The 13,650-nt window shown below is 33.0% G+C and carries 12 protein-coding genes; 7 read left to right on the forward strand and 5 right to left on the reverse strand.

Features of this window, described 5'->3' with window-relative positions; translation table 11 throughout:
- The first annotated feature begins 64 nt into the window (after positions 1 to 64).
- The 6 genes from pepF to lacD all read left to right on the forward strand — a co-directional run bounded on the left by pepF (position 65) and on the right by lacD (position 5,792).
- On the forward strand, positions 65 to 1,861 hold the full coding sequence (pepF, locus tag LQ673_RS03850) for an oligoendopeptidase F (protein WP_191836582.1): 1,797 nt from the start codon (positions 65 to 67) through the stop codon (positions 1,859 to 1,861).
- Positions 1,862 to 2,046: 185 nt separating this feature from the next.
- Positions 2,047 to 2,793, forward strand: coding sequence for a DeoR/GlpR family DNA-binding transcription regulator (locus LQ673_RS03855; protein ID WP_172965063.1), 747 nt, complete (start codon positions 2,047 to 2,049; stop codon positions 2,791 to 2,793).
- A 141-nt stretch (positions 2,794 to 2,934) separates the two neighbouring features.
- Positions 2,935 to 3,366 (forward strand): RpiB/LacA/LacB family sugar-phosphate isomerase, encoded by a 432-nt coding sequence (locus LQ673_RS03860; protein ID WP_191836583.1) that lies wholly within the window; start codon positions 2,935 to 2,937, stop codon positions 3,364 to 3,366.
- 12 nt (positions 3,367 to 3,378) lie between these two features.
- Positions 3,379 to 3,906, forward strand: coding sequence for a galactose-6-phosphate isomerase subunit LacB (lacB, locus tag LQ673_RS03865; protein ID WP_191836584.1), 528 nt, complete (start codon positions 3,379 to 3,381; stop codon positions 3,904 to 3,906).
- A complete protein-coding gene (locus tag LQ673_RS03870) occupies positions 3,903 to 4,853 on the forward strand; it encodes a 1-phosphofructokinase family hexose kinase (RefSeq protein ID WP_191836585.1) in 951 nt (316 codons plus the stop codon). The genes lacB and LQ673_RS03870 overlap by 4 nt, the downstream gene beginning before the upstream one ends.
- A complete protein-coding gene (lacD, locus tag LQ673_RS03875; RefSeq protein ID WP_239704617.1) occupies positions 4,854 to 5,792 on the forward strand; it encodes a tagatose-bisphosphate aldolase in 939 nt (312 codons plus the stop codon).
- Between the two features lie 50 nt (positions 5,793 to 5,842).
- Here the strand turns inward: lacD and lacG are convergent, their stop codons facing one another.
- From lacG to LQ673_RS03900, 5 genes are all read right to left on the reverse strand, one after another.
- Positions 5,843 to 7,258 carry a 6-phospho-beta-galactosidase gene (gene lacG / locus LQ673_RS03880; protein WP_191836587.1) on the reverse strand — a complete coding sequence of 472 codons (1,416 nt, stop codon included), beginning with the start codon at positions 7,256 to 7,258 and terminating at the stop codon, positions 5,843 to 5,845.
- Between the two features lie 17 nt (positions 7,259 to 7,275).
- On the reverse strand, positions 7,276 to 8,967 hold the full coding sequence (locus LQ673_RS03885) for a lactose/cellobiose PTS transporter subunit IIB (RefSeq protein ID WP_204171105.1): 1,692 nt from the start codon (positions 8,965 to 8,967) through the stop codon (positions 7,276 to 7,278).
- 5 nt (positions 8,968 to 8,972) lie between these two features.
- Positions 8,973 to 9,305 carry a PTS lactose/cellobiose transporter subunit IIA gene (locus LQ673_RS03890; RefSeq protein ID WP_037588016.1) on the reverse strand — a complete coding sequence of 111 codons (333 nt, stop codon included), beginning with the start codon at positions 9,303 to 9,305 and terminating at the stop codon, positions 8,973 to 8,975.
- Positions 9,298 to 10,167, reverse strand: a complete 870-nt coding sequence (locus LQ673_RS03895) for a CAT RNA binding domain-containing protein (protein WP_191836588.1) — start codon at positions 10,165 to 10,167, stop codon at positions 9,298 to 9,300. Before LQ673_RS03895 ends, LQ673_RS03890 begins: the two co-directional genes overlap by 8 nt.
- A gap of 258 nt (positions 10,168 to 10,425) precedes the next feature.
- Positions 10,426 to 11,328 carry a CvfB family protein gene (locus LQ673_RS03900; RefSeq protein WP_037588020.1) on the reverse strand — a complete coding sequence of 301 codons (903 nt, stop codon included), beginning with the start codon at positions 11,326 to 11,328 and terminating at the stop codon, positions 10,426 to 10,428.
- Between the two features lie 143 nt (positions 11,329 to 11,471).
- On the opposite strand from LQ673_RS03900, the gene LQ673_RS03905 reads away from it, so the two are divergent.
- A complete protein-coding gene (locus LQ673_RS03905) occupies positions 11,472 to 13,073 on the forward strand; it encodes an ABC-F family ATP-binding cassette domain-containing protein (protein WP_191836589.1) in 1,602 nt (533 codons plus the stop codon).
- Positions 13,074 to 13,650 lie beyond the last annotated feature (577 nt).

Here is a 13,650-nt window from a genome sequence, read left to right on the forward strand (position 1 = left end):
ATGTTTATATGTATAATATGTACATAAGTACATAAATAAGTAAATTTTAAAAAAGGGTGATTTGATGGGACAATTATTAAGAAGTGAAGTTCCTGTTCAAGAAACATGGGATCTTTCAAGTTTGTATCAAGACAATGATGCATTTTATAGTGCATTAAAAGAATTAGTTGAGAACGTTACAGCATTTAATGAAAAATATGTGAATCAGTTAAATGAAATATCAACGATTGAATCTGCTTTACGTGAACAAGCTGATCTTATTGTAAGTATTATTCACTTAAGTACATATGCAGAATTACTTTATTCGACTGATACGACAGATGAACAAAGTCAAAAAGTAGTTGCACAATTTTCTACTACATATGGAAAAGTTGCTGGTTTATTATCATTTGTAGAGTCAGAAATTTTGCAACTAGATGATGAAGCATTCAATGCTTTAATTAAACAATCTGAGTATCCTAAATATTTAACGTTGTTAAAACGTCAAAAAGAACATACATTACATCCTGAAGTAGAAAAAGCGTTAGCAACCTTCTCACCTACTTTTGGTGCGCCATATGAATTATATGGTATTACGAAAATGTTAGATATTGAGTTTGGTACTTTTGAAGCGAACGGAGAAGAAATACCTTTAGATTATGTATCATTTGAAGGTGATTACGAAGTTGACTCTAATACAGAAGTTAGACGAAATGCATTCAAGAAATTTAGTGATGCGTTACGCCGTTATGAAAATACAACTGCAGCAACATACAACGCTCATGTTCAAAAAGAAAAAATTGAATCTGAATTACGTGGTTACGATTCTGTAATTGATTTCTTATTAGAATCACAAGATGTAACAAGAGAAATGTATGATCGTCAAATTGATGTTATTTCAGAAGAATTAGCACCACATATGAGAAGATATGCGCAATTACTTAAACGTACAAATAATCTAGATAAATTGAAATTTGAAGATTTACGTATATCATTAGACCCTACTTATGAACCAGATGTATCAATTGAAGGCTCTAAAGAATATATTAAAGAAGCATTAAGTGTACTTGGTGAAGATTATATGCAAATGGTCAATGATAGTTATGATAAACGCTGGATTGACTTCCCTCAAAACAAAGGGAAACAAACAGGTGCTTATTGTGCAAGCCCATACGGTGTTAATCCATTCATATTTATTTCATGGACAAGTAAAATGACTGAAGTATTTGTATTAGCACATGAACTTGGTCATGCAGGACACTTTAATTTAGCAAATGCACATCAAAATGTATATCAAGCTGATTGTTCAATGTACTTTGTTGAAGCACCATCAACAATGAACGAAATGTTAATGGCTAATAGTTTATTGAAAAAATCAGATGATCCGAAATTTAAACGTTGGGTTATTAGTTCAATTATTTCAAGAACGTATTATCATAATATGGTGACACATTTATTAGAAGCTAAATATCAAAGAGAAGTTTATAGACACGTTGATAAAGGTGAAGCACTCACTGCCCCACTTTTAAATAGTATTAAGAAACAAGTTATTTCTGATTTCTGGGGAGACGAAGTTGAAATAACTGAAGGTGCAGAATTAACATGGATGCGCCAACCGCATTATTATATGGGCTTATATCCTTATACGTATTCAGCAGGTTTAACAATCGGAACTGCTATGAGTCAAAGAATTGAAAAAGAAGGACAACCTGCTGTTGAAGATTGGTTAAATGTCTTAAAAGCTGGTGGCTCTAAATCTCCTGTTGAACTTGCTCAAATGGCAGGAATTGATATTACGACAGATAAACCACTTAAAGAAACAATCGCGTATATCGGTCACTTAATCGACGAGCTTGAATCACTAACAAACGAAATTGAATAATATCTTATCTAATATTAATGTAGAGACTGGTACATCTTATGGTGTGTGAGTCTCTATATTTTTATATAAACATACCTTATTAAATAACCGCATTATATATTATTCTAATTTTAATATTATTTGTGTTACAATATAATCAAACAAATTCGAACTTATTAAAAAGTTAATATATAGGAGGATCACAAGTGAAATTAAAAGTTGATAGGCACCGTTTTATAATGGATGAACTTAAAAATAATATGTCTGTGAAAGTATCTTCCCTTTCAGAGAAGATGAACGTTGCTGAAATGACAATTAGAAGAGATTTACAAGAACTAGAAAACAATGGTTTGTTAAATAGAATTCATGGTGGCGCTAAATTAATTGAAGATAATTTATATAATGAAAAGTCACATAAAGAAAAGCAAACTATTAATGTATCTAATAAAATGAAAATTGCTCAAAAGTGTGGAGAACTCATTCATAATGAAGATATTATATTTATCGGTTCAGGTTCTACAAATGAACTTATATTTGATTTTATAAAAGACAAGAACTTAAGCATATTTACGAATTCGCTTGATATATTCTTACAATATAAAGATTTATCAAACATTGATGTATTACTCGTAGGTGGTCGATTCAGATCTAAAACGGGTACATTTATCGGACACTTTGCGAATAAAATGATGGAAGACTTTCATGTAGCAAAAGCATTTGTCGGAGTTAACGGTATATATGGTCAAAAATTAACAACTGCTAATGAAGAAGAAGGTAAAGGTATTCATATCATTTTAGAAAATGCAAAGCTTAAATATATCACAGCAGACAGCACTAAATTCGGTGTTCAAGCATTATATAACTTCTATAATATTAACGATGTCGATGCTGTTATATCAGATGATGATGTAAGTGAAGAAATATTAAACACATATCCAAACAAGATTAAATAGTTATCAAAATGAATATTAAAAGAAACGCAATATAGAATAGCATATCGCTATTTTATATTGCGTTTTTTATTGACAGAAAGTATGTTTGATTTTATATTATAATTAACAAAAACGAACAATTACAAACATAGGAGGAAGTATATGAAAGTTTTTATTAATTGTATTCGTAAATCTAGCCCTTTAAAAGACAAGATTATTCAGGAACTATCTCATTCTAACATTGAATGGATCGATTTGTATGATGAAACACTTGAAGATGATGTGTTTGCAGTAACTGTAAATACTATAGAAAAAGTTAAAAATAATGAAGATGCTAAAGCTTTAATCATTGATGATTATGGCATTGCACCATTCATTATTGCGAACAAACATAAAAATATAATCGCTGCTTCAGTTTCAGATGACCGTTCTGCTTATATGACAGCACGTCACAACAATACAAAAATTATGATTCTTGCTTCTGAAATCGTTGGCCCTACTCTAGCGGTTAATTGCGCTAAAGCATTTGGAGAATCATCTTATGATGCTGGCCGACATCAAATCAGAATAGATATGTTAAATAGTTTGTGTTAAGGAGGAAGTTAAATGAAGATAGCTATTGGATGCGATCATATCGTTACGGATGAAAAAATCAAAGTATCAGATTTTATTAAAAGTATTGGTCATGAAGTGATAGATGTTGGAACTTATGATCATCAAAGAACACACTACCCTATTTATGGTGTAAATGTCGCAAAAGCTGTTACAGAAGGAAAAGCTGCCTTAGGTGTTGTACTTTGTGGTACAGGTGTAGGTATTAGTGTTTCAGCAAATAAAGTGCCTAATGCGAGAGTTGCACTCGTACGAGACATTACAAGTGCTCGTTTAGCGAAAGAGAAATATAATTGCAATATTATTGGTGTTGGTGGAACAATTTCAGGCATTGATTTAATAACTGATATCGTTGAAACCTTTATAAATGCTGAGTATATCCAAACAACGGAATCAGATCAATTAATAGAACGCATGAATCAATTGTTAACAGACGACCAAGCTCATTATGATTCCAATCAGTTTAACAAATATATTGATAAATGGAATAAAGGAGAATATGTGGATGAGGTGAAACATTGAAATTATTAACAATTACATTAAATACTTCAGTGGATATCGCCTATCAACTAGATTATTTTGAATTGAACCAAACGAACCGGGTTAAAAATGTTATTAAAACAGCTGGTGGCAAAGGATTGAATGTTACGAGAGTGGCAAACATTTTAGGTATTGATCATTTAGCTACTGGCATTATCGGCGGAACTACGGGCACTTTTATTAAGCGTGATTTAGATAAAGATCATATTAAACATGATTTTTATGAAACAAATATTGAATCGAGACAGTGTATAGCGATTTTAAATGGAGCACATCAAACAGAATTACTTGAACCAGGAGATCCAATTACGCAAGAAGATATTCAGGCATTTATTCAACATGTGACTGAACTTATTCAAGCGCACGACATTATTGCGATATCAGGTAGTGCTTTACCAGGCATGAATGTTGAAACTTATCAAATGCTTATTGATATTGCTGCTAGATACGGTAAGAAAGTATTGTTGGATGTTAATGGTCATACTTTAAAAGATTTACTAAATCATGAAGGTCAAAGCTTACCTTATTTAATTAAACCTAATATCGAGGAACTAAATCAGCTATTTAATGTGAAAGATCATGATAATCATCAAGAGATTATCGAAGCATTGAAATCCCCTCTTTTAAGCCAAATTCCATGTGTGATGATTTCACTTGGTTCTAATGGTGCACTTTATAAATATCAGCATCAAATTTATAAAGTAAATATTCCTAAAATTAAAGCTGTTAACGCAGTTGGTTCTGGTGATAGTTCTATAGCAGGCTTTAGTTATGGACTCATACATAAACAAGATGTTCACTATGCTGTTAAATCAGCCATGGCTGCTGGAATTGCGAATGCTTTAGAACAGAAAACAGGATTCTTAACGAAAGAGAATTTTGAGTATTATTTATCAAAAATAAAAATTGAACAATTGGAGTGTTTTTAAATGGTTAAAAATTTATCAAAGCTCACAAACGATTTAGGACAAATTGCTGCACTTGCCATTGATCAACGCGGTGCATTAAAGAAAATGCTTGGTGAAAATGTAGCATCAGAAACGATAGAAGATTTTAAAGTCCAAATTTCTAAGACATTAACGAAATTTTCTTCAAGTATATTATTAGATCCTGAGTATGGATTACCCGCTTCAAAAGAAAGACATCCTAACTGCGGTTTAATCTTAGCTTACGAAAAGACAGGCTATGATAAAGCAACACCAGGTCGATTACCTGATTTATTAAATACATGGTCTGTACACGCACTGAAAGAACAAGGTGCAGACGCCATTAAATTACTCGTATATTTTGATATTGATGAATCACAAGAAATCAATTCACAAAAAGAAGCCTTTGTAGAAAGAGTCGGTGCTGAGTGTGTCGCATTGGATATTCCATTTTTCTTAGAAATCGTGTCATATGACGCAACAAATGATGATAATTTAAGCGAAGCATACGCAAAAGTTAAACCTCATAAAGTTATTGAAGCGATGAAATTATTCTCAGAAGATCGATTTAAAGTAGATGTATTAAAAGTGGAAGTGCCAGTTAATATGAATTTTGTAGAAGGATTTGGCGATCATCCAGTATATACGAAAGCACAAGCTAGGCAGTTTTTCTTAGAACAATCAGATGCAACACATTTACCATTTATCTTTTTAAGTGCAGGCGTATCACCTACTTTATTCCAAGAAACGTTGAAATTTGCTTATGAATCAGAATCTAAATTTAACGGTGTATTATGTGGAAGAGCAACATGGGCAGGCGCTACTCAAGCATTTGTTAAAGATGGCGAACAAGGATGCAAAGCTTGGTTAAATGATGAAGGTATTAGTAATATACAAAATTTAAATAAAGTGATTGAACAATATGCAACAGCTATAAATTAATTATAAATACCCCGCTTCTATATATTCTAGAAGCGGGGTTTAGTTTGCTTTTATTCTGCTTTATTCTCTAATGAATCAGATAGTGCTTTATACCATAGTGCACTTTTCTTGATATACCTTTTCTGAGTTTCAAAGTCGATATAGAATAATCCGTATCGCTTATTATAACCATTAGACCAACTAAACATATCTTGCAATGACCAAACAAAATAACCTGTTACATTAGCACCATCTTTAATCGCATCACTAATGCTTTCTAAATGTGTAGCTATATAGTCTATACGTGGTTGATCATCGATGATTGTTTGTTCATCTATAAATTGATCTTTATACCCTAGTCCATTCTCAGTGATTAGCAGCTTTTTATAATTTGGATAGTCTGCTTTAATACGCATAATCATATCATATAAACCTTTAGGATAAATATACCAATCCCAGTCAGTCGTTGGAACGTCATGGTTTTTAACAATTTCAGCTATTTGTTTAAGTCTAAAAATCGAACTACCTTTGTCCCCTGTACCATTATGATGTATTAAGCTATCCGCTTCGTTTGCTTTCACCCAATTACTTTGATAATAATTGATGCCTAAGAAATCTTGTAATTGACTAGCTTCTTTAATGATTGCCATTTCCTCTTCCGGCATATCTAATGAACCATCATATTTATTAAGTAAATGATTAATTACATCCATTTTCTCACTAGAATATGCTCCTAAAAATGTACCATCTAATAAAAATCCGTTGATAAATGTATCTTGTACTTTAGCAGCGTTCACATTTTCAGGTTGTTGATCAATTGGATAAATTTGAGTTAAAGCATGTATAATACCGATTTCTCCGTCATAACCTTTCTCTTTATAGAGTTTAACTACTTTACTATGCGCAACAATAAGATTATGTTGAGCTTGGAGACATTTGACGACTTGATATTGTTCACCAGGTGGAAACGCACCTGTTACATATTGACCTAAAGTATATGCGATAGGTTCATTAATCGTCATCCAATATTGAACATCATCTTTAAATGTCTCAAAGCAATATGCTGCATAGTTCACAAAATGCGTGATGTTCTCCTTACATAACCAATCCCCTTGTTTGAATAGTTCTTCAGGCGTATCAAAATGATGTAATGTCACATATGGTTCAATATTATATTTTCGACACGTCGCAAATACATTTTTATAATATGTTACCCCTTTTTGATTAACATCCCCATACCCTTTTGGAAATATGCGAGACCAAGCAATAGAAATTCTTAACGCTTTAATACCATGTTCTGAAGCTAATTTAATATCTTCTTCATATCGATTGTAAAAATCGCTTGCTGGATCTGGGCTGAATCTTCCTTGTTTCTCTAAAAATTCATCCCAAAGCACACGTCCCTTTCCATCTACTTTGCTTGACCCTTCTACTTGATATGCTGCAGTTGCAGCGCCTAGTACAAAAGTTTTTGGTAATTCTAACATGCCTATACTCCTTTAGTTTATTTTTCTTCTGATAGTAGTTTGTATATCTTCTCTATTGCCGCTTCTCCATCTCTTGTAAGTGCAATATATTCTTTACCTGTTGTTGTCATAAGAAGAGCATTATGTTGGTCAGTATATTTCTTCATTTCGTTTTTCATTGAATCCATTTGAGGGGCTAATATAACAATGTTCATATCTTTAATTAAATCCATATCTTGACCATATGCTCTCGCAGTAGCATTTAAATGAATGTTTTGTTCTTTAGCAGCTTTGTTTAACGAATTAGCGAGTATACCACTTGTACCACCACCAGCACATACGACTAATACATTGACGTGATCCTTAATGTCATATTGAATTTTAGTATCAGTAGTTTCTACCTGACTATTTTCGTTTGACTCTACGTTTGATTGAGGCTGTACAATATTTTGACTTTCAATCGTACCGCGTTCTTCACTCACTTTAATGCGATCATATGCTTTAATAAATGGCATCCAAATCACAAAGTCGAGTATCATGATAACGGCAATTAATAATAATGATAATGGCGCGAAGTTAGATGCCATATAAATACCTATAGGTCCTGGTGTCGGCCACGGTAAGAAGTGCATGAAACCATTCATGCCTAAATTCTCTACGAAGAATTTCAATACCCATGAATTAAGAATTGGTGTAACAATAAACGGTATCATGAATACTGGATTTAAAATAATTGGTGCACCAAATAGTAAAGGTTCATTTACAGCAAACGTTGTAGGAATAAATGATGCTTTACCAACAGCTTTTAGTTCTTTAGACTTACACAAGAATATAAATATATATGGAACTAAGAATGTGGCACCAGTACCTCCAATCAGTGCTACAAAGTCTTGCGTACTTTGTGTTAATGCAATATGTGCATGTTGACCTTCTCTAAATAATCTTAAGTTTTCAACTTGGTTGTTATACATAATCGCAATAACAGCAGGACCTACTACAGATGGTCCATGTACACCTATAAACCAGAAGAATGCAATAAATCCGAATATAATCGCAAACCCTAAGTAACCATTTGCAGCAGTAAATAGTGGTGACAGTAGAATTGTTGCCAATTCTGCTAAGTTACCATTAGCAATATGACGAATCACGATATCGATAATCCAGAATAAACCGACAGAAACGGCAAACGGGATCATATCTTTAAACGCTTGTGCGATATTACCTGGTACTTGAGGTGGCATTTTGATTGTGATATTTCGACCTATAAAGAATTTATAAATATTTGGTATTACAAATGCCACGATAAATGATGCGATAAGTCCTTTAGTACCAAGCATATCAATGTTTATCCCGTCTTTAACGGGGTTCATCGCTACAATTAGTAATGAAGATTCAGCAGCTACGAATGTTGAAATGACATTGATTTGGTTCGTTTTAGGTAATTTTAAGTTTTTATTGTCAGTTAATGATTTCGTAACGGTTCCTGCCATATAAAGTGCTAACATACCCATCGTGAATTGATAAACTTTCATAATGGTTGTTTCGATATTTTTAGGCCAATGGAATCCCCACACGTTCGGTACGTAAGCAACTAAAATAAATAATGATGAAAATAAAATAACTGGCATTAATGCAACGAAGCCATCTCTAATTGCTGTTAAGTATGGATTAGAAGCCACTTTTTCAAAAAATGGTTTCATCTTTTCAATAAATTTAATTATCTTATTCACATGTATCACCCATTTTGTTTTAAAGTTTGAAGTTGTTCATAAATATCAATGATGTAATTTACAGAATCACGTAGTGCCATCGTTGTCATTAAGTGATCTTGACCGTGTACCATAATAAAACTTAATTCAGATGATTCACCACTTGCTTCTTGAGCTAAACATTGGGTTTGTTCTTTATGTGCTTCCGTTATATATGTATTTGCACTTTCAATATGACTACGCGCTTCTTCGAATAGTCCATTTTTAGCTTTTTCCATAGCCGCCATAACTTCTCTTCTTGCATCCCCAGCTATCGCAACAATAGTGAAACCTACCATCATATTTTCTTCTCTACTCATCTCTTGTTGTGCCTCCTTTTTGTGATGATAATATGCGTTCTATATGCAATTGAAAATAGAACAAGTGATGTTGATTAATAACAATATTGAACTTTCTTGATATGGCATGATATAAGTCTTTTGCGTACAAATAAGAATTTGGATAGTGTGTTTTTAAATGCTGTTGGAATGATATATCAACTTGTTGAGATAAGTCTTCAGAATAATCAAGAATGTGTTCTGTTAAATACTTTAAGTGCTGGATGAATCTATCATAATAATATTCATTGGACTTATTCCGAGTGATACCTATTTGATTTAAGCAATTGATTAAATCGTTCAGTTGAATATTTTTATTCTTATAAGCCGTTTGATTTTCGATACCCTCAGGCTGCTCAGCATTGATAAAGTGTAATGCTAGATTATTTGCTTCATATGCTGGGAAAGAAATATTTAAATTTCGTTTAATAATCGTCAATGCGTATAAACTAGATTCAAATGCACGAGGATGAATGCTTTTAACATCAATAGAAAATGTCTGTATCTTTTGATTGTTTTGATGAATGTTGACAGCGTGATGTAAATGGTGTGTTAACGTGACATAAATATAATCTTGAAACGTAAAATCAAATTTATGATGAACATCATTTATGATTTCACAACATGTCGTAATAATAGGTACGGGTACATCATTAACTAAAGACTGTAAATGAAATCTCACTTCTTGATTATCGAGTCTAAAGATTTTCTCGGGTGTTTGATGAGATAAGAAATCACCTTTCTTTTTTGAGAACACAATTCCTTTCCCCATAGCGATAACTTCTTCACCATTTTCAGTGATGGCAATAGCAACATTATTGTTAAGGACTTGTTTGATTATCATAGGCAGCAATACCTCCAATCATTTGAAATAAAAAATACCACAAGACTTAGAGGTGATTGATGCACCTCAAGAATTGTGGTTTTCGCCTAATTGAATAGTCACGATCCAAATATTTAATTGTTTATTAATGTTCGATATTGTTACATTTATAATTTACAACGCTTTTTAAATTATGTCAATATTGTAATTAAATGGAATATAATCGTAATAAAAAAACCAAACTTAACTTCATTTAGAAGTGTCAGTTTGGTATTATAATTAGTCTTCTTTTTTAACTTGAGCCCAACCTTTTTTAGTGATGGTAATTTTACCAGTCTCGATTGTGATCAATTTTTGTTTATATAATCTACCGATAGCACGTTTGAAACTTGCTTTACTCATATTAAAGACTTCTTTAATCGCTTCTGGGTTTGATTTATCCCAGAATGGTAATTCTCCGTCATATTCTACAAGTAAATCAAATATTACTTGACCATCTTCATCAAGTCTTTCATGTGCCAATGGTAAGAATGACCCATTTAATTCACCGTTTTCTTTTACGCCGATGATTCTAACGTCCATTTCTTCACCTAGTCTTGGTTCATGTTTACGTTCTGATTCGTGTACAAATATTTTATAACCTTCTTCAGATAATAGGAAAGTACCTACTCTTAATAAGCGATATGGTCTTGCTGTTACATGTTGATGTAATAAAGATTCTTCAGCAGTTTTGTACATTGTGTCGACGATTGTTTCTGTTGCTAATCTCGCAAACATTTGACTATTACTATCTATTCTAAGTGTACAGAATATCATGTCACCGTTTTGTGGCCATAGTTCTTTAACTTTAGGTAGATCTTCCCATGGAATGAGTACTTCTCTAGGTAATCCTACATCAACTGCAGCACCATCACGGTCTACTCTCAATACTTTTACCCAATCATAACGGTCTTTTGTAATCGTTGGCATGTTTTGTGTAGCAAATAATTCTCCAGATCGGCTTGGATATACAAAGAAACTATAATCTTCACCGATTTCTAATTGATCGTCATCTTCGACTTCTGAAGCATTCATTTTAATAGGTTCGCTATTTGGTCCAAGTAAATGATAAGTTGAACCTTCCAATCTATCCACTTTTAAAAAGTCTATGCGACCTACAAGCGTATCTTTTTCGTGTGCCATGTCATTCTCCATTCATTTGTTTTTCGTTTATTCATTATAACATGCATTTTGCTTCGTGTAACGACTGTTCAAACTCTTGCCCATTTTTGTTTCATTTATGATATAATTCATCGGTAGAAGTATTAATGAAAAGGAGTCATTTAATGTTACAAGTTACGAATGTAAGTTTACGTTTCGGTGATCGTAAGCTTTTTGAAGATGTAAATATTAAGTTCACACCAGGTAACTGTTACGGACTTATCGGTGCTAATGGAGCTGGGAAATCAACGTTCTTAAAAGTATTATCAGGCGAATTAGATTCTCAATCAGGTCACGTTTCACTTGGTAAAGATGAACGTTTAGCAGTATTAAAACAGGATCACTTTGCGCACGAAGATGAAAAAGTGATTGATGTTGTATTAAAAGGTCATGAAAAATTATGGCAAGTTATGACTGAGAAAAACGAAATTTATATGAAACCAGATTTCTCAGATGAAGATGGTATGCGTGCAGCAGAACTTGAAGGTGAGTTTGCTGAAATGAACGGATGGAATGCAGAAGCGGATGCATCTGTATTACTTTCAGGTTTAGGTATTAAAGACGAATTACATGACAAAATGATGTCTGAATTAGAAAACAACCAAAAAGTAAAAGTACTTCTTGCTCAAAGTTTATTCGGTGAGCCAGATGTTCTATTACTCGATGAGCCTACAAACGGTTTAGATATTAAAGCGATTGCTTGGTTAGAAGATTTCTTAATTAATTTTGAGAATACAGTTATCGTCGTATCACATGATAGACATTTCTTAAACAATGTATGTACACATATAGCAGACTTAGACTACGGCAAAATCAAACTATTTGTCGGAAACTATGACTTCTGGTATCAATCAAGTCAACTTGCTACTCAAATGGCTCAAGATCAAAACAAGAAAAAAGAAGAACGTATTAAAGAATTACAAGACTTTATCGCAAGATTTAGTGCGAATGCTTCTAAATCTAAACAAGCAACAAGCCGTAAGAAAATGCTTGAAAAAATTGAACTCGATGATATTCAACCATCATCAAGACGTTATCCATTTGTTAATTTCACGATTGAAAGAGAAATCGGTAACGACTTATTACAAGTTCAAGGTGTTTCAAAAACAATTGACGGTCAAAAAGTATTAAATAACGTTTCATTTACAATGAACCCAAATGATAAAGCTGTATTAATCGGAGAAAGTGAGATTGCTAAAACTACCCTACTTCGTATTTTAGCTGGTGAAATTGAACCAGATGAAGGAACAGTTAAATGGGGTGTTACAACAACACAATCATACTTACCAAAAGATAACTCAGATTATTTCGAAGGTATAGAAATGAACTTAGTTGACTGGTTAAGACAGTATGCACCACCAGAAGAACAAACAGAAACATTCTTAAGAGGATTCCTTGGACGTATGTTATTTAGTGGTGAAGAAGTTAAGAAAAATGCAAGTGTCCTTTCAGGTGGAGAAAAAGTAAGATGTATGTTAAGTAAAATGATGTTATCAAACTCTAACGTATTATTACTAGATGAACCAACAAACCACTTAGACTTAGAAAGTATCACTGCAGTCAATGATGGCTTGAAGAATTTCAAAGGATCATTAATCTTTACTTCATATGACTTTGAATTTATCAATACAATCGCTAACCGCGTAATTGAAATCAAAGAAGACGGCGCAATTTCTAAAGAAATCAGTTATGAAGAGTACTTGAGAGATCAAGGTGTTTATAACTAATTAGCATATATGGAACTGAGACATGAGGACATGTCTCATTTTTTTTGTTTTTGGGGAAAATGAGGGGGTGATGAGTTGTTTTTGGTGTTCAATGTTGCAAGTGAGCGTCAACTAGCAATGTTCAGGCGTTCAATGTTGCAAGTGAGGTTTGACTAGCAATGTTCAGGCGTTCAATGTTGCAAGTGAGGTTTGACTAGCAATGTTCAGGTGTTCAATGTTGCAAGTGAGGGCCGACTAGCAATGTTCAGGTGTTCAATGTTGCTAGTGAGCGCCGACTAGCAATGTTCGAGAGTTCAATGTTGCAAGACAGAGCAAACAAGCAACATAGATATCCTCTATTTATCAAGACATGCCAAACAAGATAAATACTGCCTCTCTATTTATCAAGACTGACCAAACAAGATAAATACACCCCCTCTATTTATCAAGACTGACCAAACAAGATAAATACAGCCCTTCTATTTATCAAGACATGCCAAACAAGATAAATCCAGCCTCTCTATTTATCAAGACATGCCAAACAAGATAAATACACCCCCTCTATTTATCAAGACTGACCAAACAAGATAAATTCATC

Source organism: Mammaliicoccus sp. O-M54, from assembly GCF_022386035.1.
GTDB lineage: Bacteria > Bacillota > Bacilli > Staphylococcales > Staphylococcaceae > Mammaliicoccus > Mammaliicoccus sciuri_A.